General features: G+C 58.1%; 25 protein-coding genes. 11 read left to right on the top strand and 14 right to left on the bottom strand.

Annotated elements, in window-relative coordinates:
- The first annotated feature begins 19 nt into the window (after nt 1-19).
- Complete coding sequence (gene uvrA, locus ABLN87_RS02730) at nt 20-2,878, top strand: excinuclease ABC subunit UvrA (RefSeq protein WP_353007314.1); 2,859 nt, start codon at nt 20-22, stop codon at nt 2,876-2,878.
- A 15-nt stretch (nt 2,879-2,893) separates the two neighbouring features.
- Here uvrA and ABLN87_RS02735 read toward each other — a convergent pair whose 3' ends face one another.
- From ABLN87_RS02735 to ABLN87_RS02755, 5 genes are all read right to left on the bottom strand, one after another.
- Nucleotides 2,894-3,277: a hypothetical protein gene (locus tag ABLN87_RS02735; RefSeq protein WP_353007316.1), complete on the bottom strand. Its 384-nt coding sequence runs from the start codon at nt 3,275-3,277 to the stop codon at nt 2,894-2,896.
- A 109-nt stretch (nt 3,278-3,386) separates the two neighbouring features.
- A complete protein-coding gene (mmsB, locus tag ABLN87_RS02740; protein ID WP_353007318.1) occupies nt 3,387-4,259 on the bottom strand; it encodes a 3-hydroxyisobutyrate dehydrogenase in 873 nt (290 codons plus the stop codon).
- 3 nt (nt 4,260-4,262) lie between these two features.
- On the bottom strand, nt 4,263-5,303 hold the full coding sequence (locus ABLN87_RS02745) for an enoyl-CoA hydratase/isomerase family protein (protein WP_353007321.1): 1,041 nt from the start codon (nt 5,301-5,303) through the stop codon (nt 4,263-4,265).
- Between the two features lie 7 nt (nt 5,304-5,310).
- Entirely contained in the window at nt 5,311-6,453 is a 1,143-nt protein-coding gene (locus ABLN87_RS02750; RefSeq protein ID WP_353007324.1) for an acyl-CoA dehydrogenase family protein, read from the bottom strand.
- 113 nt (nt 6,454-6,566) lie between these two features.
- Nucleotides 6,567-7,682 (bottom strand): carboxylate-amine ligase, encoded by a 1,116-nt coding sequence (locus tag ABLN87_RS02755; protein WP_353007327.1) that lies wholly within the window; start codon nt 7,680-7,682, stop codon nt 6,567-6,569.
- Between the two features lie 141 nt (nt 7,683-7,823).
- Between ABLN87_RS02755 and ABLN87_RS02760 the strand changes: the two genes are divergently transcribed.
- Together ABLN87_RS02760 and ABLN87_RS02765 are read left to right on the top strand one after the other, a co-directional pair.
- Complete coding sequence (locus tag ABLN87_RS02760; protein WP_353007330.1) at nt 7,824-8,675, top strand: class I SAM-dependent methyltransferase; 852 nt, start codon at nt 7,824-7,826, stop codon at nt 8,673-8,675.
- Between the two features lie 71 nt (nt 8,676-8,746).
- The gene (locus ABLN87_RS02765; RefSeq protein ID WP_353007332.1) at nt 8,747-9,223 is read left to right on the top strand and encodes a fasciclin domain-containing protein; all 477 of its coding nucleotides are present in this window, start codon (nt 8,747-8,749) and stop codon (nt 9,221-9,223) included.
- Between the two features lie 69 nt (nt 9,224-9,292).
- Here the strand turns inward: ABLN87_RS02765 and ABLN87_RS02770 are convergent, their stop codons facing one another.
- Nucleotides 9,293-9,877: a L,D-transpeptidase gene (locus ABLN87_RS02770; protein WP_353008369.1), complete on the bottom strand. Its 585-nt coding sequence runs from the start codon at nt 9,875-9,877 to the stop codon at nt 9,293-9,295.
- A 209-nt stretch (nt 9,878-10,086) separates the two neighbouring features.
- Entirely contained in the window at nt 10,087-11,586 is a 1,500-nt protein-coding gene (locus ABLN87_RS02775; RefSeq protein ID WP_353007334.1) for a CoA-acylating methylmalonate-semialdehyde dehydrogenase, read from the bottom strand.
- 103 nt (nt 11,587-11,689) lie between these two features.
- Here ABLN87_RS02775 and ABLN87_RS02780 point away from each other — a divergent pair, with 103 nt between their 5' ends.
- From ABLN87_RS02780 to coaD, 3 genes are all read left to right on the top strand, one after another.
- Nucleotides 11,690-12,592 (top strand): LysR family transcriptional regulator, encoded by a 903-nt coding sequence (locus ABLN87_RS02780; RefSeq protein ID WP_353007337.1) that lies wholly within the window; start codon nt 11,690-11,692, stop codon nt 12,590-12,592.
- Nucleotides 12,593-12,653: 61 nt separating this feature from the next.
- On the top strand, nt 12,654-13,091 hold the full coding sequence (locus tag ABLN87_RS02785) for a CBS domain-containing protein (RefSeq protein WP_353007339.1): 438 nt from the start codon (nt 12,654-12,656) through the stop codon (nt 13,089-13,091).
- Between the two features lie 82 nt (nt 13,092-13,173).
- Entirely contained in the window at nt 13,174-13,665 is a 492-nt protein-coding gene (coaD, locus tag ABLN87_RS02790) for a pantetheine-phosphate adenylyltransferase (protein ID WP_353007341.1), read from the top strand.
- On the opposite strand, the gene gap (ABLN87_RS02795) is transcribed toward coaD, so the two are convergent.
- From gap (ABLN87_RS02795) to gap (ABLN87_RS02805), 3 genes are all read right to left on the bottom strand, one after another.
- On the bottom strand, nt 13,657-14,661 hold the full coding sequence (gene gap / locus ABLN87_RS02795; protein ID WP_353007344.1) for a type I glyceraldehyde-3-phosphate dehydrogenase: 1,005 nt from the start codon (nt 14,659-14,661) through the stop codon (nt 13,657-13,659). The genes coaD and gap (ABLN87_RS02795) overlap by 9 nt on opposite strands.
- 89 nt (nt 14,662-14,750) lie before the next feature.
- Entirely contained in the window at nt 14,751-14,894 is a 144-nt protein-coding gene (locus ABLN87_RS02800) for a hypothetical protein (protein ID WP_353007347.1), read from the bottom strand.
- 72 nt (nt 14,895-14,966) lie between these two features.
- Nucleotides 14,967-15,968: a type I glyceraldehyde-3-phosphate dehydrogenase gene (gene gap, locus ABLN87_RS02805; protein ID WP_353007349.1), complete on the bottom strand. Its 1,002-nt coding sequence runs from the start codon at nt 15,966-15,968 to the stop codon at nt 14,967-14,969.
- Nucleotides 15,969-16,151: 183 nt separating this feature from the next.
- Between gap (ABLN87_RS02805) and ABLN87_RS02810 the strand changes: the two genes are divergently transcribed.
- Nucleotides 16,152-17,123 carry a DUF808 domain-containing protein gene (locus tag ABLN87_RS02810; protein WP_353007352.1) on the top strand — a complete coding sequence of 324 codons (972 nt, stop codon included), beginning with the start codon at nt 16,152-16,154 and terminating at the stop codon, nt 17,121-17,123.
- Between the two features lie 86 nt (nt 17,124-17,209).
- Complete coding sequence (locus ABLN87_RS02815) at nt 17,210-18,010, top strand: thioesterase family protein (protein WP_353007355.1); 801 nt, start codon at nt 17,210-17,212, stop codon at nt 18,008-18,010.
- Nucleotides 18,011-18,059: 49 nt separating this feature from the next.
- On the opposite strand, the gene tkt is transcribed toward ABLN87_RS02815, so the two are convergent.
- A complete protein-coding gene (gene tkt / locus ABLN87_RS02820; RefSeq protein WP_353007358.1) occupies nt 18,060-20,081 on the bottom strand; it encodes a transketolase in 2,022 nt (673 codons plus the stop codon).
- A gap of 236 nt (nt 20,082-20,317) precedes the next feature.
- Between tkt and ABLN87_RS02825 the strand changes: the two genes are divergently transcribed.
- Genes ABLN87_RS02825 through ABLN87_RS02835 form a run of 3 tightly spaced genes read left to right on the top strand, consistent with a single transcriptional unit; the run spans nt 20,318 to nt 21,917 of the window.
- Nucleotides 20,318-21,175, top strand: a complete 858-nt coding sequence (locus tag ABLN87_RS02825) for a hypothetical protein (RefSeq protein WP_353007360.1) — start codon at nt 20,318-20,320, stop codon at nt 21,173-21,175.
- On the top strand, nt 21,175-21,570 hold the full coding sequence (locus ABLN87_RS02830) for a cell division protein ZapA (protein WP_353007363.1): 396 nt from the start codon (nt 21,175-21,177) through the stop codon (nt 21,568-21,570). The genes ABLN87_RS02825 and ABLN87_RS02830 overlap by 1 nt, the downstream gene beginning before the upstream one ends.
- A complete protein-coding gene (locus ABLN87_RS02835; RefSeq protein ID WP_353007366.1) occupies nt 21,567-21,917 on the top strand; it encodes an MliC family protein in 351 nt (116 codons plus the stop codon). The genes ABLN87_RS02830 and ABLN87_RS02835 overlap by 4 nt, the downstream gene beginning before the upstream one ends.
- A 7-nt stretch (nt 21,918-21,924) precedes the next feature.
- Here the strand turns inward: ABLN87_RS02835 and grxD are convergent, their stop codons facing one another.
- From grxD to purL, 3 genes are all read right to left on the bottom strand, one after another.
- Nucleotides 21,925-22,287, bottom strand: coding sequence for a Grx4 family monothiol glutaredoxin (grxD, locus tag ABLN87_RS02840; protein WP_170458109.1), 363 nt, complete (start codon nt 22,285-22,287; stop codon nt 21,925-21,927).
- A 249-nt stretch (nt 22,288-22,536) separates the two neighbouring features.
- Nucleotides 22,537-22,773: a BolA/IbaG family iron-sulfur metabolism protein gene (locus ABLN87_RS02845; protein ID WP_039530494.1), complete on the bottom strand. Its 237-nt coding sequence runs from the start codon at nt 22,771-22,773 to the stop codon at nt 22,537-22,539.
- Nucleotides 22,774-22,915: 142 nt separating this feature from the next.
- The gene (gene purL, locus ABLN87_RS02850) at nt 22,916-25,075 is read right to left on the bottom strand and encodes a phosphoribosylformylglycinamidine synthase subunit PurL (protein WP_353007371.1); all 2,160 of its coding nucleotides are present in this window, start codon (nt 25,073-25,075) and stop codon (nt 22,916-22,918) included.
- Nucleotides 25,076-25,082 lie beyond the last annotated feature (7 nt).

Below are 25,082 nucleotides of genomic sequence, written 5' to 3' on the forward strand. Positions count from 1 at the left end.
GTGTTTGTTGGGGGCCAGAATGGCTGAGCTGAAAAATATCGAGGTGCGCGGCGCGCGCGAGCATAACCTCAAAAGCATCGACGTGGATATCCCACGGGATCAGCTGGTGGTGATCACCGGCCTGTCGGGCTCGGGCAAATCTTCGCTGGCCTTTGATACGATCTATGCCGAGGGTCAGCGCCGCTATGTCGAAAGCCTTTCGGCCTATGCGCGTCAGTTCCTGGACATGATGGAGAAGCCGGATGTGGACCACATCAGCGGCCTGAGCCCGGCGATTTCCATCGAGCAGAAGACCACGTCGAAAAACCCGCGTTCGACCGTGGGGACCGTGACCGAGATTTACGACTATCTGCGTCTGCTTTTTGCGCGCGCCGGGACGCCATGCAGCCCCGCAACGGGCCTGCCGATCGAAGCACAACAGGTGCAGGATATGGTCGACCGGATCATGACGATGGAGGAGGGGACTCGAGGGTACCTGCTGGCCCCCATCGTGCGGGATCGGAAAGGCGAATATAAGAAAGAGTTTCTGGAACTGCGCAAGCAGGGGTTCCAGCGTGTGAAGGTCGATGGCGACTTCTATGAGCTGGATGAACCACCCACATTGGACAAGAAATTCCGCCACGACATCGACGTGGTGGTCGACCGGCTGGTGGTCCGCGAAGGGATGGAGACCCGGCTGGCCGACAGTCTGCGCACCGCTTTGGACCTTGCGGATGGCATTGCCGTTCTGGAAACGGCTCCGCGTGAAGGTGACCCAGAGCGTATCACGTTTAGCGAAAATTTTGCCTGCCCGGTCAGTGGCTTCACCATTCCCGAGATCGAACCCCGGCTGTTTTCGTTTAACGCACCCTTCGGCGCTTGCCCGGATTGTGACGGCTTGGGGGTAGAGCTGTTCTTTGACGAACGACTGGTTGTGCCGGACCAGACATTGAAACTGTATGATGGGGCCTTGGCCCCGTGGCGGAAGGGAAAGTCTCCGTACTTTCTGCAAACCATCGAGGCCATCGCACGGCACTATGAATTTGACAAGAACACGCCGTGGAAGGACCTGCCCAAGAAGGTGCAGCAGGTGTTCCTGCGCGGCTCAGGTGATGACGAAATCCAGTTCCGCTATGACGAGGGCGGTCGGGTCTATCAGGTCACGCGCAGTTTTGAGGGTGTGATCCCGAATATGGAACGCCGCTATCGCGAGACCGACAGCGCCTGGATCCGGGAAGAGTTTGAGCGGTACCAAAACAACCGCCCCTGTGGCACTTGTGAAGGCTATCGCCTGCGACCAGAAGCGCTGGCCGTGAAAATCGCCGGTCTGCATGTGGGGCAAGTGGTTGAGATGTCGATCCGAGAGGCGTTGGCTTGGGTTGAGGATGCGCCAAACCATCTTTCCGTACAAAAGAATGAGATTGCGCGGGCCATCCTCAAGGAAATCCGCGAGCGGCTTGGATTCCTGAATAACGTTGGTTTGGAATATCTTACGCTGTCACGTTCAAGTGGAACTTTATCTGGTGGCGAAAGCCAACGTATCCGGTTGGCCAGCCAGATTGGCTCGGGTCTGACCGGCGTTTTGTACGTGCTTGATGAGCCCTCCATCGGGTTGCACCAGCGTGACAACGACCGATTGCTGGGTACGCTCAAGAACCTGCGGGATCAGGGGAATACCGTGATCGTGGTCGAGCATGACGAGGAAGCCATCCGCGAGGCGGATTATGTGTTCGACATCGGCCCCGGTGCCGGTGTGCATGGCGGGCAGGTTGTCAGTAAGGGCACCCCGGGTGAGATTGCAGCCGATGCGGCCTCGGTCACCGGGCAATATCTGGCCGGAACACGCGAAATCGCAGTGCCTGCCGAACGCCGAAAGGGTAACGGAAAAAAGGTCTCGGTCGTCAAGGCGACGGGCAACAATCTTAAGAATGTGACTGCTGATTTTCCATTGGGGAAGTTTGTTTGTGTCACGGGCGTATCGGGTGGCGGCAAGTCCACGCTGACCATTGAAACGCTGTTCAAAACCGCCTCGATGCGGTTGAACGGTGCGCGACAAACCCCGGCCCCCTGCGAGACGATCAAAGGGTTGGAGCATCTGGACAAGGTCATCGATATCGACCAGCGACCGATTGGGCGCACCCCGCGGTCGAATCCAGCGACGTATACCGGGGCCTTCACCCCGATCCGCGACTGGTTCGCGGGATTGCCCGAGGCCAAAGCGCGCGGCTACAAGCCGGGACGGTTCAGCTTCAACGTCAAAGGGGGGCGGTGTGAGGCCTGCCAGGGCGACGGCGTTATCAAGATCGAGATGCACTTTTTGCCTGATGTCTATGTCACCTGCGAAACCTGCAAAGGCGCGCGGTACAATCGCGAGACGCTGGAGATCAAATTCAAAGGCAAATCCATTGCTGATGTGCTGGATATGACGGTGGAGGACGCGCAGGAGTTCTTCAAAGCTGTGCCCTCGATCCGGGATAAAATGGATGCGCTGGCGCGTGTGGGGCTGGGCTATATCAAGGTTGGTCAACAGGCCACGACTCTGTCCGGGGGCGAAGCGCAACGGGTCAAGCTGTCGAAAGAGCTGTCGAAACGCTCAACCGGGCGGACGTTGTATATTCTGGACGAGCCGACGACAGGTCTGCATTTCGAAGATGTGCGTAAGCTTTTGGAAGTGTTGCATGAATTGGTTGATCAGGGAAACACGGTTGTCGTGATCGAACATAATCTGGACGTGGTCAAAACCGCAGACCACATCATTGATATCGGCCCGGAAGGCGGCGATGGAGGTGGTGAGATCGTTGCAACCGGAACACCCGAGGAGGTGGCTGATGTTGAGCGCAGCCACACAGGGCGTTACCTCAAGCCGATGTTGAACCCAGGGCGGGTGGCCGCTGAATAGCGGCCAGATTGCGCATCAGTTGAGGATATCTGCGACAGCTCCAATCAGGTTCAGAACCTTGCGTGTCTCCGGGTCAATCCGGTAGACATAGTCTCCCGCGCGCACATAGTTGCCACCACGCTTGAGGCCATACCTGTAGGGATCGTCGATCCAGAAATAGTCACGGTCTATTCTGTCTCCGACCCGGTAATACTTCTTAGCCTGTCCGGGCGGAACGCAGGGCACCGCCTTTTTCGCGAGTCCGGGAGGGCAGTTGACAGGGACCGTGGAATGTCCGGGCGCGACCCGTTCCACTGAAAACTTCGAGTTCTTCCCTTTGCCGTTGCCATTTCCAGCCAAAGCGACAAGCGGGACGCCTGCCAATGCAATGGACGCTGCTATCGCTGCTGCATGTTTCATGCCGTGATCCCCGGATTTTCGTGCGGCGATACATGCACGAAAGGGCAGACCCGAAAAAGGTCTGGGGTGCTGGGGCGGGGGACTTCGGCAAAGACCTGCCTGATTGTGGCTACTCTCGACTACGTTTCTCAAATCTGGGCAGCATGGCCGAGAAATCCTGACCCAAACCATCTTCGGCTTCGACGAACTGCTGATAGAGTGCGGTTGCAGCTTGGCCCATCGGGGTGTCTGCGTCCGCGCTTTCCGCGGCTTGCTGGCTGAGGCGCAGGTCTTTCAGCATCAACTCGGCGGCAAAGCCCGGTTGATAGTCATTGTCTGCAGGGCTGGTCGGGCCGACGCCGGGGGCGGGGCAATAGGCGTTCATCGTCCAGCTGTAGCCGGAGGAGGTGCTCACCACGTCGAACATCTTTTGGCGGTCGAGCCCCAATTTGTCAGCTAAGGCAAAGGCTTCGCAAGTGGCGATCATGGTGACGCCGAGGATCATGTTGTTACAGATCTTGGCCGCTTGTCCGGCTCCGGCCTCACCGCAATGCACAGCCTTTTGCCCCATAATGTCGAAGAGCGGCGCGGCCTTGGCAAAGGCGTCTTCAGACCCGCCGGCCATGAAGGTCAATGTACCCGCAGAGGCGCCACCGATCCCGCCCGAAACGGGCGCGTCGACCGATAGCAAGCCAGCGGCATTGGCTTGATCAGCCACGGCGCGCGCGCTGTCGACATCGACTGTGGAGCAGTCGACCAGTGCTGCGCCAGATTGCATATGAGGGATGATCTGGTCTGCGACGGTCCGCAGGATGGCGCCATTCGGAAGCATCGTGATTACAGCCTCGGCACCCGCCACGGCCTCGGCGGCGGTTTCAGCCTTTGTCACACCATCGACACTGACCCCGGCGGTGTCGAACCCCAGCACCTGATGGCCTGCTTTGGCCAGATTGGCCGCCATGGGTGCGCCCATGTTGCCCAGCCCGATGAACCCGATTTGCATGACTTATTCCTCCTCGAATGTCAGGGCGTCCTTGCCCAGGGGCTGCAACATTTTTGAAACCGCGACCGCTGGCACGGTCATATCCGCATATTGCCAGCGGGGATTACGGTCCTTGTCGATGATCTGCGCCCGGATGCCCTCCAAAAAATCACCATGCTGCATGGCGCGGAAGGTGAAGCGGTATTCCATCTCCAGCGCGCGGCGCATGGTCAAAGAACTCCCGCGCAGGCGGTGCAGCATCTCAACCGTGCAGGCCGTTGAAAGCGGCGCGTTGCGTTCCAGTTTGGCCAGAGTGTTCGCCGCGAACTCTGAATCACTTCCGCGCAGATTGGTTAGGATATCGCCAAGTGTTTCTCCGTTGAAGCTGTCATCGATTTCGGTTTGCAGATCAACAAGGTCACCGGTGGGCGGAGCCACAGCGTGCTCGGTGATCAAATCGGCATTGCCAGACGCCTCAAGAATTTCGATCAGATCGGGCCACTGATCCTGTGAGATGAAGTGATCGGCAAACCCGGCAAGGATCGCATCGGCCGGGCCCATGCGCTGGCCTGTAGTACCCAGGAACTCTCCCAACCGGCCGGGGGCGAGGGCTAGCATGAGCGTGCCGCCAACGTCCGGAACCAGCCCGATGGAGCATTCTGGCATTGCGATCTGGGAACTTTCGCCAACAATCCGGTGGCTGCCGTGGCAACCAATGCCAACGCCGCCACCCATGGTGAACCCTTGCAGGAAGCTGACGACAGGCTTGGGATACTCAAAGATCAGCGCGTTCAGCCGGTATTCATCACACCAAAACGTCTGGCCATAGGCGAAGTCGCCCTGCGTGCCAGTCTCGTATAACTCGGCAATGTCCCCCCCGGCGCAAAAGGCTTTGTCACCTTCGGCATCGAAGATGATCAGATCAACCGCATCATCCTCACGCCAGTTGCGTAGGGCCGTATCAATGGCCATGCACATGTCATAGGTCATGGCGTTCAGCGCCTTGGGGCGGGTCAGGGAGATGCGACCGGCGCGGCCGGTTGTGCGGATGTCGATGTCGGACATGAAACCGTTAGCCTTGTGCAATCATCTGGCGTGCAACAATCACGCGCATGATCTCGTTCGTGCCTTCCAATATCTGGTGCACCCGCAGATCACGCACAAGCTTTTCGATGCCGTAATCAGCCAGATAGCCGTAGCCGCCGTGTAATTGCAGACATTGATCCACAACTTTCGAGCCGGTCTCGGTCACGAATTTCTTGGCCATGGCGCAGAACTTGGTTGCATCGGGCGCACCCTGATCCAGTTTCCAGGCGGCTTGGCGCAGGAAAGTGCGGGCAGCTTGCAGTTCAATCTCCATATCCGCAAGGCGGAATTGCAGGGCCTGGAACTGGTCGATGGATTGACCAAAGGCTTTGCGCTCTGACATGTATTGCAGGGTCATGTCCAGCCCGGCTTGTGCGGCACCCAGCGAGCAAGAGGCAATGTTCAGACGCCCGCCGTCCAAACCCATCATGGCATATTTGAAACCGTCGCCCTCGACCCCGACGAGATTGCCCGAAGGGATTTTGCAGTCGTCGAACTGAACCTGCGCAGTGGGCTGGCTTTTCCAACCCATCTTCTGTTCCAGCGCGCCAAAGCTGAGGCCCGGTGTGCCATCCTCGACATAGACGGTTGAGATGCCTTTGGGGCCATCCTGCCCGGTACGCACCATGCAGACATAGGCGTCCGAGTAGCCTCCACCGGAGATAAAGGCCTTGGAGCCGTTCAGCGTGTAGCCCTCATTCGTGCGTTCCGCGCGGGTTTTTAGGGCAGCGGCGTCCGAGCCGGAGCCCGGTTCGGTCAGGCAGTAACTGAGGACTGTGTTCAGGCTCAGTACCTCGGGCATGATGCGGGATTTCAATTCGTCGCTGGCAAAGCTGTCCAACATCTTGGCGCACATATTGTGGATCGAGAGGAACGCAGCAACCGAGGGGCAGGCCATAGACAAAGCCTCGAACACCAGCGTGGCGTCCAATCGGGTCAGGCCCGAGCCGCCGCTATCCTCGGAAACATAGAGCGCACCAAACCCTAGCTCGCCGATCTGGGGCCACAGCTCTTTTGGGATGGTGCCGTCACTTTCCCATTGCCGTGCGAATGGGGCGATGTTTTCCTGCCCAAACCCATAGGCCATATCGAAAATCGCGGTCTGTTCCTCGGTCAGCCCGAAATCCATTGCTACCCTCCCGTCGGCATTGAATTGAACGGTTGTTTATTTCTCAATCGTTACAGAAATTTTTCAAGGTCGGCAATTGCAGGCGGCGCGGGTTTTTCAGTCCTGATCCGGCGTCACAAATCCGCGTGGAATTCCTCGATCAGGTGCCGCACAACCGCCTGGCCCGGGTCGTCTCCCTTGGCGACAGCCTCAGCATGAACGCGGCGTTGGCGGGTGGCTGAGGTTCCGGTTTCGGCGATCTGGCGCAAACGGGCAAGTTCGGTCATGGTGCCTAGTGCCTCGGCATCCTCAGCCAGCATGCCCATCAGTTCGCCGATGAGTTCGGCCATGGGTTTGACCGAACGATCTCCAAAATCAATCAAGCCTTCGCCGACCCCATAGCGTTGCGCGCGCCAACGGTTTTCGCCGATCAGAAAGCGATCATATTGGCGCCAACGCAGGTTTCGCGCCTTCAGACGGCACAGCATCCGGGTCAGGGCCTGCACCAAAGCGGCCAAAGACAAGGTGTGTTCCAGACGCGGTTGAACATCCATGATGCGCGTCTCAAGTGTTGGGAACCGGTGCGAAGGGCGCAAATCCCACCAAATTTTGGAGGTGTCTTCGATCACGCCAAGCTCGACCAGAACGCCGGTTGTCCGCTCATATTCCGACCATCCGCTGAAATCCGGCGGCAGGCCGGTGCGGGGCAGGTTGTCAAAGACCGTCAGCCTGTAGGAAGACAGGCCGGTATCTTCCCCGTTCCAAAACGGAGATGAGGTTGATAGCGCCAGAAGATGCGGCAGGAAATAGCACAGCTGTGGCATCAGATCGGCCCGCAGCGCCTGATCTTCGACCCCGACATGCACATGCATTCCGCAGATCAGCATGCGCCGCGCAACGCCGCCCAGTGCGTGCTGAAGGGCATCATAGCGCTCTTTCCGCGTGTGATGCTGGTCTTTCCAATTGGCGAAAGGATGACAAGACACGGCGATCGGGCTGAGATTGTAGTGCGCCGCGTGTTTCGAGACGCAGGACCGCAGACGCTTCAGATCCTCACGCGCGCTTTTGACGGTGGTATGAGGTCGGGTTCCAACTTCGATCTGGCATTGCAGGAATTCAGGGCTGACCTGACCTTCGAAATCGGTCTGGCAGGCCTCCATCAGGGCGGCGGGTGCCTCGGTTAGTTGCAGGCTGTCGCGGTCGACCAGCAGATACTCTTCTTCGATGCCCAGCGTGAAATCCTGCTGCATGGGCGGACCTCTCTTTATCGTGTTGATTCAGTGAATACGGAAATTGGCCTTTTGCCAAGGGTTTGGGGTTCTGCCGCTTGCAGAGGCCGGCCCTGCACAGGTAAGGAGCGGTAACTGCCCCCTCAGATCGGAGCCCGCCGCGTGAAACCAAGAAAATTCCCCCGGATCAATGCCGCGTTGGACCGTTTTGGCGTCAAACTGGTCGACAAGGTCACCGAGCAGGAGGAGCGTGCGCGGCTCGAAACCTTTGAGCGGGCAGGAGGGCTTACGCGACCGGCTTATGCCCTGTCACCGGGGATGGAGGGGTTTGATATCGAGCCGCTAAAACAAGAGTTCGCGCAGCATCAAGACGCTCTGGCCGCGCTGAAAGACCCCGCGTGCAACAAAACCGGCTATCACATTGGCAATGGCTACTATGACAGTCCGGATGCGGATGCGCTTTATCTGATGATCCGCAGGTTTCAGCCAAAACGGGTGATCGAGGTTGGATGCGGAAACTCGACCCGCGTGACGCGGCAAGCGATCATCGATGGTGGTTTGAACACAACGATCACGGCCATTGATCCGTATCCTCGTGCCGACATCGCTCATGTGGTTGATGCGTTCGAACAAAAACGGCTGGAGGATGTGGACCCGGCGCTGTTCGACCAGCTTGAGGCAGGAGATGTCCTGTTTATCGATTCCAGCCATGTCGTGCGGATGTCCAACGACGTGGCGCACCTGTTTTGTCGGATTATTCCTGCGCTGAAACCCGGTGTCGTGATCCATGTGCACGATGTTTTTTTGCCCTATGAGTATCCCAAGCGGTTCTTCTATGATTGTCCGGGTTGGGGAGAGCAGTACATGCTGCATGCAATGCTGCAATCAGGCGCGTTTTCAATGCTTTGGCCGGGGTACTACCTGCAAACGGATCGCCCCGATGCCGTCGAGGCTCTGCCGTTTCTCGCCGACGGGCGTGCGCAGAGTATCTGGGTCCAGATCAAGGAACCGTGATCGCAAAGTGATCCGGGTTTGAAGAAGGCCCGTACCCCTTTCCATAACAAGCTGGAGAGGAGAAGACAGCCATGTTTCGTCGTACGTTTATGGGCGCTGCCGCCGCAATCGCATTTGCCATGCCGCTAAAGGCCCAAGCTGCTGACATTGTCGACACCGCCGTTTCGGCCGGATCGTTCAGCACCTTGGTTGCAGCCGTGCAAGCCGCCGGGCTGGTCGATACGCTGAAGGGGGATGGCCCATTCACTGTGTTCGCACCAACCGATGAAGCATTCGCTGCGCTGCCTGAAGGCACCGTTGAAAGCTTGCTGCTGCCCGAAAACAAGGATCAACTCGTTGCGATCCTGACCTATCACGTGGTTCCTGCCAAAGTCATGTCGGGTGACATCGCAGGGAAGCGCGCGAAGGTTCTGACCGTGCAGGGCGACCGCCTAAGTGTGAATGCCAGAAACGGCGTCAAGGTCAACGGTGCCGAAGTGGTACAGGCTGATATCGAGGCCAGCAACGGTGTGATCCACGTCATCGACGAAGTAATCCTGCCGGAATAGTCGCTGCCCGCTTACGAAAAAGCCCCGGTCCTGCTGGCCGGGGCTTTGCTGTTTCTTGGGTGTCGCGTTTCAGACCAGCCGCACCTGTGTGCCAACCTGCACCAGTGGATACAGTTCTTCAACATGCTGGTTATAGAGACCAATGCAGCCAGATGAGCTCTGACGTCCGATTTTACGTGTGTCATGCGTGCCGTGTACCAGATAGGCGGGCCAGCCCAGATACATCGCACGGGTGCCCAGAGGGTTGCCGGGATCACCGCCATCCATCCGTACAGGCAGCGAAGGATCACGTTCCCGCATCGATGCGGTCGGGGTCCAACTGGGGTTTTCGGCCTTGCGCACCACTTTGGTATAGCCGCGTTTTGTCAGCTCTTCGCTCATCGGCACGGAACTTGGGTAGAGCTTGTAGGTCCCGTCGGCCCCCCAATAGTGAACAGCGCGGCTGGTGATATCCGCCAGCAAGCATCCGGAGCCCAATTCATCAAAGTGATCCTGCCAGTTCTGTTGTGAGAACGAGGATACATTGCGGCGCACCGGAGGTTGCGTGCTGATCGGGTCTTCGGCCTGCGGAAAGGCATCCAGGCTTTGGGCGCGCAACACTGCGGGTGTCGCCAGAACGGACGCTGCACCCAACAGGGCAGAGCGGCGGGTCATGCGGGAACTAGACAATTCGGCCTCCGAATATTCAAACTGCTCGATCAACAAATCGCGAGTAAGATATTTCCGCAGGGCTTTAAATTCCAGCCCAAGCGATCTGAATTTATCGTGAGGGCACAGGACTATCTCGAAGTCTGGGCAAGTCTTTGCACAAAAAACCGGCCCTGATGGAGCCGGTTTTTGTTTTCGGATTAAATTATATAGGGTTAATCCATGGCCTTAAAGTTGAACTCTCCACCTTCTTTGATGCCCGACGGCCAGCGCGCGGTCACGGTTTTGGTGCGAGTGTAGAACTTGAAGCTGTCCGGGCCGTGCTGGTTCAAGTCACCGAACATAGATTTCTTCCAGCCGCCGAAGGTGTGATAGGCCAGCGGAACAGGGATTGGCACGTTGATGCCAACCATGCCGATGTTGATCCGGCTGGCAAAATCACGAGCAGTGTCACCGTCGCGTGTGAAGATCGCGGTTCCATTGCCGTATTCATGATCCATGGCCAGGCCGATCGCCTCTTCGTAGGAACCCGCACGGACAGTCGACAGAACCGGTCCAAAGATTTCCTGCTTGTAGATGTCCATGTCGGGCGTCACGTGATCAAACAGGTGCGGACCAACAAAGAAGCCGTCTTCATAGCCCTGCAAGCTGAAATCACGATTGTCGACAACCAGCTTGGCGCCTTGCTCAAGACCCGAGTTGATCAGACCAAGGATACGCTGTTTCGCAGCGCCGGTTACAACAGGGCCCATATCGACATCGTCGCCCGCGGTATAGGGGCCAACTTTCAGCTTTTCGACACGCGGGATCAGCTTTTCGATCAGGCGATCCGCAGTTTCTTCGCCCACAGGAACAGCGACCGAGATTGCCATGCAACGCTCGCCTGCCGCGCCAAAACCAGCGCCGACCAGCGCGTCGGCGGCCTGATCCAAGTCAGCGTCAGGCATGACGATCATATGGTTCTTTGCGCCGCCAAAACACTGCGCGCGTTTGCCATTGGCGGTTGCGCGGCTGTAGATGTACTGTGCGATCGGGGTCGAGCCTACAAAGCTGACACCCTGAATGATCTCACTGTCGAGGATCGTGTCCACGGCTTCCTTGTCGCCATTGACGACCTGGAACACACCTGCGGGCAAGCCAGCCTCGATGAACAGTTCGGCCAGCATCAGGGGCACCGAGGGGTCACGCTCGGATGGTTTCAGAACAACGGCGTTGCCGCAGGCCAGTGCTGGGCCCACGTGCCACAGGGGCATCATGGCCGGGAAGTTGAAAGGCATGATCGAGCCGACAACACCTAGTGGCTGACGCATCGAATACATGTCAATACCGGGGCCCGCGCTGTCGGTGAACTCACCCTTTAGCATTTGCGGTGCGCCGATGCAGTATTCGATCACTTCCAGACCACGCTGCAGGTCACCCTTGGCGTCGGGGATGGTCTTGCCGTGCTCGCGGCTCAGCGCTTCGGCCAGCTTGTCCATGTCACGGTTCATCAGGCCGACCATGGCCATCATCACACGCGCGCGTTTCTGCGGGTTTGTCGCGCCCCATGCGGGTTGCGCTGCGGCGGCGGCCTCAATCGCGGCGGTTGTTTCATCCGCGCTGGCCATTGGACATTTGTACTGAACTTCGCCTGTTGCCGGGTTGAAGACATCGTCAAACCGGCCCGAGGTGCCGGCGACTTGTTCACCATTCAGGAAATGGGTCAGGTCTTGCATCGAAAACTCCTCTGAATCTGTTGCGCGCAGAATAGGCTTGCAGAAATCACCTGAACAGAGGCAATGTTTCAAAAGGGCTTTGCAAAAATGCAAAAGGTGATGCGTGAACCCGAATTGGGATGATATGAGGATTTTTCTGGCTGTCGCGCGTGAGGAAAGCCTGTCCTCGGCGGGCCGCATCCTAAAGATTGATCCTGCAACGGTCGGTCGCCGCATTGCGCGGCTTGAGGCCAATCTGGATGCGCCGTTGTTCACCAAGTCCCAGCAGGGGTACATGCTTACAACGGCGGGTGAACGGCTGCTGGATCATGCTCAACAAGCCGAAGAAGCGATGCGCGCGGCAACCGGGGCCGTGGTCGGATCAACCAAATCACTGAGCGGGCAGATTCGGATCGGGGCGCCGGATGGATCGGCCAACTATCTACTGCCGCAGGTCTGTGCGAAAATCAGCGACGCCAACCCAGATCTGGATATTCAAATCCTCGCCTTGCCACGGATCATCAACTTGTCCAGACGCGAGGCGGATATGGCTGTCACGGTCAGTGCGCCGACAGCTGGGAAACTGCTGGTTCAGAAAATCTGTGACTACCAGCTGCACATGGTGGCCACGCAGGACTATTTGGATCGTCACAACGCGATCCGCTCGGTCGCTGATCTGCAGGGACATCGGCTAATCGGATATATCCCAGACATGATCTTTGACCGGGAACTGGACTATCTGAACGATATCGGCATCGACCGCGTTGCGCTTGCCTCGAACTCGGTTTCTGTTCAGTTGCGGCAAGTGTCTCTAGGGACCGGTGTCTGCGTCGCGCATGATTTTACACTGCCGTTCCATCCGGGCCTGCGGCAAATCCTGACGGATCAGGTGAGTTTGACACGCAGTTTCCATCTGGTTCGACATCAGGGCGATCAGCGGAATGAGCGGTTGAACCGGTTTGCCGAGGCCCTGACCCAGGGTATTCGGGAAGAGGTCGCCCGGCTGGAAGCTGCCACTGAAACTTGACAGGGTGCCCTAATCGCGCAACGCTTTGGAAAACAGTACGTTATTGCCGGAGGTTTTTTTAATGCTCGTTCAAGCCATTCTGAAATCCAAAGCCACCGAGGGTGTTGTGACGGTCAAGCCTTCGGCGACCGTTTCGGAAGCATCGAAAATACTCGCGGAAAAGCGGATCGGTACGGTTATCGTCTCGGACGATGGGGGTCAGACGGCCAAGGGTATTCTGTCAGAGCGTGATGTCGTCCGCGAACTGGCCGCCAGTGGCAGCGGATGCCTGAACGAACCCGTCAGTTCGTATATGACGAAGGAACTGGTGACGACCACGCGCCAAGCGACGGTGCAGGACATCATGTCCCGGATGACCGAAGGCCGCTTTCGCCACATGCCGGTGGTTGAGGATGGCAAGCTGATCGGGATCGTCACGCTGGGTGATGTGGTCAAGGCACAGCTTGCAGAACTGGCCATGGAGAAAGACGCCCTTCAGGGGATGATCATGGGTCACTAACGGGAGAGGGGAGTTCAACCCCTTGCACCTGCGGCAAAGTTATGTTTGCTAGCGCAGAAATATTATTGCGCGGGAGAGCCTGATGCGGGTTGGATTATATCCTGGAACTTTTGATCCGATAACCTTGGGTCATATCGATATCATCCGCCGGGCCGCTGCGCTGGTGGACAAGCTGGTGATCGGCGTTGCGATCAACCGCGACAAAGGGCCGTTGTTCACGCTGGAAGAACGTGTTGCGATGATCGAGGCGGAATGCGCTCAACTGACCCAACAGACCGGGACAGAGATTGTCGCGCATCCGTTCGAGAACTTGCTGATCGACTGTGCCCGTGACGTTGGTGCTCAGATCATCGTGCGCGGGCTGCGCGCTGTTGCGGACTTCGAGTATGAATTCCAGATGGTCGGAATGAATCGCGCTTTGGATGATACGATTGAAACCGTCTTCCTGATGGCCGAAGCACGGCACCAAGCGATTGCCTCAAAACTGGTCAAGGAAATTGCGCGGTTGGATGGGGACGTGTCGAAATTCGTCACGCCCCGCGTGAATGACGCGTTGAAAGACCGCTTAGGATAGCGCGCCCATGGCGGCAGCGGTATCCAGCATCCGGTTCGAAAAGCCCCATTCATTGTCATACCAGGCGAGCACGCGCACCAAAGTGCCGTCCGTCACCTTGGTTTCATCCAGTGACACAGTCGAGCTGTGGGGATCGTGGTTGAAATCGATCGAGACCAGCGGCCGGGACTCTGCAGCCAGAACGCTGGGGATTTTTGCGGCGGCTTCCGTGAACAGGGCGTTCACCTCATCTTCGGTGGTTGGGCGCGACACTTCAGCCACCAGATCAACGACCGAGACATTCGGGGTCGGAACTCGGATCGCTTGACCGGTCAGTTTACCTGCGAGCTGCGGTAGAACCAGCCCCACGGCCGACGCCGCCCCGGTGGTAGTCGGGATCATCGACAGAGCAGCAGCACGCGACAGGTAAGGGTCCTTACCGGCGTTGTCGTGGACCGGCTGGCTGGCCGTGTAGGCATGAACCGTCGTCATGTTCCCATGCACAATGCCGAGCCCTGCGTCCAGCGCCGCAGCGACCGGAGACAGGCAGTTGGTGGTGCACGAGGCGTTCGAGACGATCGTGTCCGCCGCCGTTAACTCGTGATCATTCACGCCGAAGACGATGGTTTTGACGCCGCCATCACCGCGTGCGGGGGCCGAAATCAGTACTTTTTTCGATCCGTTTTTCAGGTGACGTTCTGCCGCCTCGCGCGTTCGGAAAACGCCGGTGCATTCCAGAACCACATCTACGTCGGACCATTCCAATGCTTCAGGATCGCGCTCGCTGGTCAGGCGGATCGGACCTGCACCAACATCCAGGCCTGCTTCGGTCAGCGTGACTTTGTTTGGGTAACGGCCATGCACGCTGTCGAACTCGAACATATGCGCGTTCATTTCCGGTTTTCCCAGATCGTTAATTGCGACGATCTGCACATCTGTGCGGCCTGTTTCCATCAAGGCCCGCAGAACACCGCGCCCGATCCGTCCAAAGCCGTTGATTGCCAGTTTGAGTGTCATGTCACGCTCCGTTCGTCTGCTGGCCTCGATGTGAGGCTTGGTTAGCGCTAACAATGGCAGATTGCTGAGAATGTCAAGCAAAACCTAGATCAACGCCAGAAGGCGAGCCAGTCCAGAAACGCGTAAAGCTTTTTGCTGAGAAACACCAAATGTTCCGGGCCGACCAGTGCATAGTCCAGAATCACCGCGCCAAGGAGCAGAAGCCCAAGCCATATAGCGAGTTGATTTGTCATTCTTTCCCCGAACGAAAAAGGCCCGCCCAGATAACCTGAGCGGACCCGAAGGTACAAGCGATGTGCAAAGGCTCAGTTAAGACGGCCCATTGCAACAGCCACATCGGCCATGCGCACGGAAAAGCCCCATTCGTTGTCATACCAGGCCAGCACACGCACCATGCGGTTGTCGACCACACGAGTTTGATCCGGCGCGAAGATCGAGCTTTCTTCGGTATGGTTGAAATCGGTCGAAACCAGCGGAGCGGGCTCAAAGCCCAGAACGCGTTGCATCGGGCCCTTGGCGGCTTCTTCGACGATGGCGTTAACCTCTTCGACAGTGACATCGCGCGAAGCGCGGAAGCTCAGATCCACCGCCGAAACATTTGGAGTAGGGACGCGGATCGCCGAGCCGTCCAGACGGCCTTTGAGGTTGGGTAACACTTCGCCAAGTGCAGCGGCAGCACCGGTCGAGGTCGGGATCATCGACATGGCTGCTGCGCGTGCACGGTACAGGTCGCTGTGGCGGCGGTCCAGCGTCGGCTGGTCGCCGGTATAGGCGTGGATCGTGGTCATGATGCCATGTTCGATGCCAACACCTTCGTCCAGGACCTTGGCAAGCGGAGCAAGGCAGTTGGTGGTGCAAGAGCCGTTCGAGACCATGTTGTCATTGGCGGTCAGAGTGTTGTGGTTCACACCGAACACGATGGTCTTGTTGACGTTCTTGCCGGGTGCAGACAACAGTACCTTTCGTGCGCCACGCTCAAGATGCGTTTTTGCTTTGGTGCCATCGTTGAACTTGCCGGTGCATTCCAGAACGACATCGCAGCCTTCCCAGTCCAGCTCGTTCATGTCGTAGGTCGAGAACATGTGCATCGGGCCACGACCCAGATCCATGGTGTTACCCTCGATTGAGACGTCGCGGGGGAAACGGCCGTGAATACTGTCATATTTCAGCAGATGCGCCGAGGTTTCCAGCGGGCCGGTGGCGTTGACTTTGATAACCTCGATATCGTTGCGCCCAGAGGCGGCGATATGCGACAGGGTACAGCGACCGATACGGCCAAAACCATTAATCCCGACCTTGATGGTCATAACATGTCTCCAGAATGCGCTTGTGTTGTTGGCCATATAGCGGTGAAACCTGAGTCTCAAAAGGGCAAAAATGGCATATTTTGAAGGTGTTAGCGCAAACCTGGTCCGATTGCGCTAACGCTTGCGCTAGCTGTTGGATCAGGTAGGGTCCGAAACGCGACAGGTGACAGGAAAGGAAGCGCGATGAGCGGTCTGTTGGCCCTTTTGGACGATGTGGCGGGGATCGCCAAAGTTGCGGCTGCTTCGGTTGACGATGTTGTCGCCGCTGCGGGCAAGGCTGGGGCCAAGACGGCGGGTGTGATCATCGACGATGCGGCGGTGACCCCGAAATATGTTCAGGGTTTTGCGCCTGCGCGCGAATTGCCGATCATCTGGCGCATTGCACGGGGGTCCTTTTTTAACAAGCTGATCCTGTTGCTGCCGGTTGCATTGTTGTTGGCCAATTTTGCGCCATGGCTGATCACGCCGTTGCTGATGATCGGCGGCTCATACTTATGTTTCGAAGGGGCCGAGAAGATATTCCATGTGCTGTTTTCCCATGGCAGCCACGTCATCGACGAGGATATGAAAAACCGCGACCCAGGCCATTTGGAAGAACAAAAGGTCAAGGGCGCGATCAAGACGGATTTCATTCTGTCCGCCGAGATCATGACCATTGCATTGGCCGCGATCGAAGCCCCGAACCTGTGGATGCAGGCCGCGACTCTGGCCGTGGTGGGGATCGGGGTGACCGTGGCCGTCTACGGTTCGGTCGCGCTGATCGTGAAGATGGACGACGTCGGGCTGTTCCTGGCTGGCAACGCGCCCACGCCGATTGGGCGTGGTATCGGGCGCGGGTTGGTCAAGGCCATGCCTGTGGTGATGAAATTGCTGTCGATCATCGGCACGGCCGCGATGCTTTGGGTTGGTGGGTCGATTGTGATCCACGGGCTTGAAGTGTTGGGCTATGGCTGGCTGGGTCACCATATCCACGATTGGGCCTATGCGCTGGGGCACATGGCATCCGAGCAATGGGTCGGAGCAGTCGAGTGGATTTCCAAAGCAACAATGGATGGCATTTTCGGTCTGGTCTATGGGCTGGCGCTGATCCCGGTGGCAACCAGGGTCGTTGCGCCGTTGATGGGGATGGTTTCAGGATCAAGTAAACAGCACTGAAAATCCTGTTTGTGACGTTGGGTCGTTGTGGCCGCACGCCGAACGGCAGGTAGGCTGTGACCTGAAACACAAGAACTGGAAGTCAAATGTCGTCTCATACGCTAACCGAGGTTCTTGAAAGCCGAACGCCGCAGGGCGATGGCCTAAGCTATCCCGTGCCATCCAATTGGATGCAGGGCCGGACCACCTTCGGAGGATTCTCTTCTGCGCTTATGCTGGATGCGGTTCGCGCGCGGCATAAGGATCTGCCACCACTACGCTCGGCTTTGGTGAATTTCACCGCACCGATTGGAACTTCGCCAATCATCGGCACTGAGGTGCTGCGGCAGGGGCGGAATGTGACCATCATCAATGCCCGCGCTCAGATCGATGGGAAAGTCGCCGCTATGGCGACGTTCTCCTTTGGTCACCCTCAGGATAGCCATGTCGCGTTTGACCGCCCGGCCAAACCTGCGGAGAAACCTGAAGATACGGGGCCTTATTTCCCGCCAGATTTGCCCAGACCTCCTATCCCGTTCCTTCAAAACTTCGATGTCCGGCTGGTTGAAGGCGCGTTGCCGTTCTCGGGTGCTGAGAAAGGATATCTGCGTCTTTGGGCGCGACACAATGATCCGCGTATGTGGGATCGGATGGAAGGGTTAATTTCGGTTGCTGATCTGCCGCCACCTGCAATCTATCCGACGTTGAAGAAGCCGGGTCCAAACTCGTCAATGAATTGGATTTTCAATGTGTTGGCCGAGGATATTCAAACGCGTGACGGCTGGTTCTTGCTGGAGCATCACCTGACCGCCGGGCGTGACGGCTACAGCTCACAGGTCATGCGCGTCTGGAACACCGAGGGAGATTTGGTGGTCGACGGAATGCAGTCTGTGATTATCTTCGTCTAACAAAAAAGCCCCGGTCCGCACCGGGGCTTTTGAGGCTCTTAGGCGGGGATCAGCCCACGAGGTCTTTGACCTTCGCAACGGTCGTCTCGGCAGTGATGCCGAAATGCTCGTAGAGCTCACCCGCAGGGGCTGACGCGCCAAAGCTGGACATGCCGATGAAGCCCGCCTTGGCTTCGCGTCCACGTTCGCCGAGCAGCCAGCGATCCCAGCCACCGGCACGTACGGCGGCTTCGATGCCGACGCGCACAGCACCGGCAGGTAGAACCCGTTTGCGGTAGGCTTCGTCCTGCTCAGCGAACAGTTCCATGCAGGGCATGGAGACGACGCGAGTGCCAATGCCGTCGGCCTCAAGCAGCACTTTGGCTTCCATCGCCAGCGAAACCTCGGACCCGGTGGCGATCAGAATGGCCTGACGTTTGCCTTCGGCCTCGGCCAGAACATAGGCGCCTTGGGCGGTCAGGTTTTTGGTCTTGTGATCTGTGCGCACAGTTGGCACGCCCTGACGGGTCAGTGACAGGACCGAGGGGCTGTTCTTGAAGGTCAGGGCCAGTTCCCAGGCTTCAGCGGTCTCGACGGTATCGGCAGGGCGGAACACATAGGTGTTCGGCGTCGCGCGGCTGATCGCCAGATGCTCGACCGGCTGGTGGGTCGGGCCGTCTTCACCCAGACCGATCGAGTCATGGGTCATCACGAAGACCGACGGGATTTTCATCAGCGCGGCCAGACGCATCGACGGGCGGGCATAGTCGGTGAAGGCCATGAAGGTCCCGCCGTAGGGGCGGATGCCGCCATGCAGCGCCATACCGTTCATCGCCGCGGCCATCCCATGCTCACGGATACCGTAGTGGATGTAGCGACCCTTGCGATTTTCGGGCAGGAACACGCCCATATCAGCCGATTTGGTGTTGTTCGAACCGGTCAGGTCAGCCGAGCCACCAACGGTCTCGACCATGATCGGGTTCACCACGTTCAGCACCTTCTCGGACGAAGCGCGGGTGGCCAGTTTCGGCTGGTCTTCCGACATCTGTTTCTTGAATGAACGGATGGCGCCGGCCAGTTTCTTGGGTGCGTCAAACGCATAGGCCCGGTTGAACTCGGCCTGCTTGCGTTCGGAAAGCTGCGCGAAACGCTCTTCCCAGGCGGTACGTTCAGCGGCACCTCGCGTACCAATGGCTTCCCATGCGGATTTCACATTGGCCGGGATTTCGAACGCATCATGCGGCCAGTCATAGGCTGCCTTGGCCGCCTTGAGCTGATCTTGATCCGTCAGCGCGCCGTGACCTTTGGAGGTATCCTGCGCCGCGTGACCCAGCGCGATATGGCTTTCGCAAGCGATCATAGTCGGCTTTTTCGACGTTTTGGCCTTGGTTATGGCCGCATCAATCGCTTCGGGGTCATGCCCGTCAATCTCGATCACCTGCCAGCCCGAAGCGGCAAAGCGTTTCACCTGATCGGTGCGATCAGCGATATCGACGGTGCCGTCGATGGTGATGTTGTTGTTGTCCCAGAAGACGATCAGCTTGCCCAATTCGTGACGTCCGGCCAGAGTGATTGCCTCTTGGCTGACGCCTTCCATCAGGCAGCCGTCACCTGCGATCACATAGGTGTAGTGATCGACCACCTTCTTGCCGTACTGGGCGCGCTGGATTTCCTCGGCCATGGCAAAACCCACAGCGTTCGAGATACCCTGGCCCAGCGGGCCGGTGGTGGTTTCGACACCGTTGATCAGAAAGTTTTCCGGGTGGCCCGCAGTTTTGGCACCCAACTGGCGGAAGTTCTTGATCTCATCCAATGTCACATCCGCGTGGCCGGTGAGATAGAGCAGCGAATAGACCAGCATCGAGCCATGACCGGCAGATAGGATGAACCGGTCGCGGTCGGGCCAGTCAGGGTTTGCGGCGTCGAATTTCAGGTGCTTTTCGAACAGCACGGTCGCAACATCGGCCATGCCCATCGGCATACCGGAATGGCCGGAATTTGCGGCGGCGACGGCGTCAAGGGTAAGGGTGCGGATGGCCGCAGCTTTGTCCCAGTGTTCGGGGTTGGCATTGCGCAGCGCAGTCAGGTCCACGGGCGTTGTTCCTTCGGATTACAAGCAGATTGCGGGCTCAATACCATCCACCCCTCAAAGTGCAAGCAGAACCCGGTTTTGCATAAGGTTTATGCTTCAACAGCGCGGTCCAAGTTGTTGAAACCAAACAGTGGGTATTTTCCGTCGCATTCCGTTAGACTAGGCGCAGGCGGGGGGTGAAGTTGATTCGGATCACCCTGTAACAGAACGAACCTTGATAAAGAGGTGACAGGGGCATGAGCCAGATCGAGGAATTACAGCATCGCATCATCGCCGCGATGGAGCGCATCGGCGCAGGTGTCGACGCCATGCAGCACGTGGCACCCGGCGGAGAACCGGCCGATGATAGCCTGAAAACCGCGCTTGATGAGGAGCGCGTTGCCAATGCCCAGTTGCAGGAGAGGCTGAAGTCCCTGAAAGAACGCCATGATCAGGAAATGGACAGTCTGCGCGCTGAGTTGGATCACGCGCACGCTTCGTCCGGTGACAACGCCGAGGTTGAGGGGCTGCGCGAACAGCTAGCGGAAGCGTCGACCAAGCTTGCAAGCGTTGAGGCCGCCCGGCTGGAACTGGCCGAGGCCAAAGAGGCGCTGGAGAATTCGGAAGAACTTGATGCATTGAAGACTGAGAATGCGCAGCTTCGATCCGAAATGGATATGCTTGCCGACACAGCTCCGATACAGGCAGAATTGGATGAGCTGCGTGGGCTCGTAGAGCGATCCAAGCAGATTGAGGCGGAAAACAGCCGGTTGCGGTCGGAACTTGCCGATACCGAACGGCTGGAAGACCTGAGCGCCGAGCTTGATATGCTGCGTGCCGAACGGGCCAGCCATGGGGCCGCGATGTCGCGCCTGGACAGCGATTTGCAACGAATGCGCAAGGCGAACGCGACGCTTCAAAGCGCGATTGATGAGCTGCGAGCGGCGGCGGAGCAGGGGCAGCCCGTTGCCGAACTGCTGGATCAGGTCACCGCCGCCGAATTGGAGGCCACCCGCGCAAAACAGGCCTCGGACGCATCCGAAGCGCATGCCATTCTGGCCCGACTTGAGCCCCTGCTCAGCAAGGCAGAACTGGCAGAAGGTGAGGTAGAATAATGCCCGAAGTGACCATTCATATCGGCGGACGTGGTTTCGAAGTGTCTTGCCAGGACGGGGAAGAGGCGTTTCTGCACACTGCCGCCAAGATGCTGGATGACGAAGCGCAGGTTCTGTCAGATCAGATTGGCCGGATGCCCGAGGCGCGGATGCTGTTGATGGCGGGCTTGATGCTGGCCGACAAAACCGCCGCGACGGATGACAAGGTCAAAGTTTTGGAACGCAAATTGACCGAGGTTGAGGCCGAGTTGAATACGCTGCGCGCAGCACCTGCGCCAGAACCGGAACGGGTTGAGGTGGCTGTGGTGCCCCCGTCGGTAACTGACACATTGGCTGAACTGGCCGCACGGGCCGAGGCTTTGGCATCCGTGATCGAGGAGAAGAAAACCCAATGACCTTCATGCGTTCTTTGACCTGTTCTGCCGTACTGACACTGTCTGCGTCACTTGCATCGGCAGAGATCGACATTCTGACCGTGAGTTTCACCTGTGAGAATGGCGTGCCGCTGCCGGTGACCTATTTTAACGCGGCGGACGGGTCGGGCGCGGCGGCGACGATTTTGGACAACACCCTTGTCTCGATGCGTCAGGTCGAAAGCGGATCGGGCATTCGGTATGAATCCGTGGACACCAACGGAACTTATATTCTGCGCTCAAAAGGATGGGATGCCAGCGTAAGCTACGCGGCGGCATCAGGTGCCGCCGACGAGCAGGTCATCTATCAGAATTGTTCCAGCCGCTAAGGGCGGATCAGGCGTTCGCTTCGCGGATTTTGTCTGCGGCGTCTTTGTTGTAGCCAACACCGTTTTCGTCAAATAGCGTGTCCAGCTCACCCGACAGAGTCATCTCGGTAATGATATCGCAGCCACCGACAAATTCGCCTTTGACATATAGCTGAGGGACAGTCGGCCAGTCGGAGTAATCTTTGATGCCCTGACGCACGGCCTCATCAGCCAGAACGTTCACATCGGCATAGTCGACGCCCATATAGTTCAGCACACCTGCCACACGGGATGAGAAACCGCACTGAGGCATCTCTTTGGTGCCTTTCATATACAGCACAACGTCATTGGCTTTGACGGTTTCGTCGATCTGGGTTTTCACGTCGGTCATTTCGCGTTTCCTTTGCTCTTCGGCATCATCGCTTTGGCGTAGTTTTGTGGGTCTTTGGGCATATGGGTCTGCGACGAACTAATTGCACCATCTTGTGAATTGTAAGAGGAATGCAAAAGATGCTGTCCGCGTCCGGGCGGCGATCCTCGCCTCGTCTTGTGTATGGTTTTTGAATGGCTCCACGCTAACAGCGCAATGAGCAAAACAAAGACAGAGACCGCAATTGAGATTACAATCGCATGCTCCATTTTACTCCGGCACTTTTGTAGTCAGGGCCAGCGCGTGCAGCTCCCCATCGGGGCCGTCCATCTTGCCTTTCAATGCCGCGTAAACGGCCCGTTGCTGTTGCACCCGGTTTTTGCCACGAAAGCTTTCATCCACGACCATGGCGGACATATGCACGCCATCGCTGCCGCCGACCTGAATTTCCGCATTCGGAAAGCTCTCGCGCAGCAGGGTTTCAATTTCGTGGGCGCTCATCGGCATGTAGGTCACTCCTGAAAGTCTTTCCCAAGATGTAGAGCGATGGACGGGGGCGTGCAAGATGGCACGGGGCGCCCAAGACGCTAAATCCTGCGCCACGAAAGCGCAGGAGTACATTAGGCTGGTTCGCGTTGCTGGCGTGTGATCAGGCGACGGCTGCCGCAAAGCTGCTGCGGAATGTGTCCTGCAGGTCGGTTAAAGCTGCTTCGGAACCGCCGATCTTCACAGTGTCGCCGGTGAAGCGGCCAACCGAGACCAGCGGCACACCGGCTTGACCGGCGGCAATCATCAGCGCCTCTGCCTGATCAAAGTTGCAAGCCACCAGATAGCGGGCCTGATCTTCGCCAAACAGGAATTCGGTTGGGGCTTCATCGAGATGCACACCAACGCCAGCGGCCTCGGCCAATTCGAACGCCGCCAGTGCAAGGCCGCCATCGCCCAGATCGGTGCAGGCTTTGATCAATTCGCGGTTGGCGCGAATGAAGTCGCCATTGCGCTTTTCCGCATCCAGATCGACATGAGGCGCATCGCCATCTTCGCGGTTGAACACCTCAGCTAGCAGAGCGGATTGGCCCAGATGGCCAAGGGTTTCGCCAATCACCAGTGCCACATGGCCCTCACGAACCTCGTTGCCAATGATCTCATCGCTGTGGCTGAGCAAGCCAACCGCACCAATGGTCGGGGTAGGCAGGATCGCCTGTCCATCGGTCTCATTGTACAGCGAGACATTGCCCGACACGATCGGCATATCCAGCGCGCCAACGGCTGCGCCGATGCCCTGAATGGCACCGACGAACTGGCCCATGATCTCGGGCTTTTCGGGGTTGCCGAAATTTAGGTTGTCGGTGGTGGCCAGCGGTTTGGCCCCGACAGCGGTCAGGTTGCGATAGGCTTCGGCCACCGCTTGCTTGCCGCCTTCGACCGGGTTGGCACGCACGTAGCGCGGCGTCACATCGCTGGTGAAGGCCAGCACCTTGTCGGTGCCGTGCACGCGGACCATGCCAGCGCCCAGTCCCGGCGTGCGGGCGCTGTCGGCCATGACCATGGTGTCGTATTGTTCATAAACCCATTGCTTGCCCGCGTAGTTGGGCGAGGCGAGCAGGGCGCGCAGACCGTCAATGGGATCGATCTGCGGTACATCCTCCAGCGGTGCGGCCTCGGGGGTTGGCTCCCACGGGCGGTCGTATTCCGGTGCGGTGGAGGAGAGTTTCGACAGAACCAGATCAGCTTTGATCTCGCCATTATGCATAATCAGAAAGCGGTCTTCGGCGATGGTTTCGCCAACGATGGCGAAATCCAGGTCCCATTTCTCGAACACAGCGCGCGCCTCGGCCTCAAGCTCGGGCTTAAGGACCATCAGCATGCGCTCCTGAGACTCGGACAGCATCATTTCGTACGCCGTCATGTTCTCTTCACGCTGGGGTACGTTTTCCAGATCAAGACGTACACCCAGACCGCCCTTGTCACCCATCTCAACGGCGGAACAGGTCAGGCCAGCCGCCCCCATGTCCTGAATCGAAATCACGGCACCGGTTTGCATCAGCTCCAGTGTCGCCTCCATCAGGCGTTTTTCGGTGAAGGGGTCGCCGACCTGAACGGTGGGGCGTTTTTCTTCGATGGTGTCGTCGAATTCGGCTGAGGCCATGGTCGCGCCGCCGACGCCGTCACGGCCGGTTTTCGCGCCCAGATAGACGACAGGCATGCCAACGCCTGAGGCGGCGGAGTAGAAAATCTTGTCGCTATCGGCGAGGCCGGCGGCGAAAGCATTCACAAGGCAGTTGCCGTTATAGGCCGGGTGGAAACGCACCTCGCCACCCACGCAAGGTACGCCGAAGCAGTTGCCATAGCCGCCAATGCCTTCGACCACGCCATTGACCAACTGGCGGGTCTTGTGGTGGCTGGGCTCGCCAAAGGACAGGGCGTTCATCGAGGCGATTGGGCGCGCGCCCATTGTGAAGACATCTCGCAGAATGCCGCCAACGCCGGTCGCCGCGCCCTGATAGGGTTCGATGTAGGATGGGTGGTTGTGGCTTTCCATTTTGAAGACCACTGCCTGACCGTCACCAATGTCAACCACACCAGCATTTTCCCCCGGTCCGCAGATGACCTGAGGGCCCTCGGTCGGAAGGGTGCGCAGCCATTTCTTGGATGACTTGTAGGAGCAATGCTCGTTCCACATGGCAGAAAAGATGCCCAGCTCGGTGAAGGTCGGCTCACGCCCGATGATCTCTAGGATCATATCGTATTCCTCGGGCTTAAGCCCGTGTGCGGCAATCAAATCCGGTGTGATGGCTGGCTCTTGCATCCTGTAT

This window comes from Ruegeria sp. SCP10 (genome assembly GCF_040329495.1).
GTDB lineage: Bacteria > Pseudomonadota > Alphaproteobacteria > Rhodobacterales > Rhodobacteraceae > Ruegeria.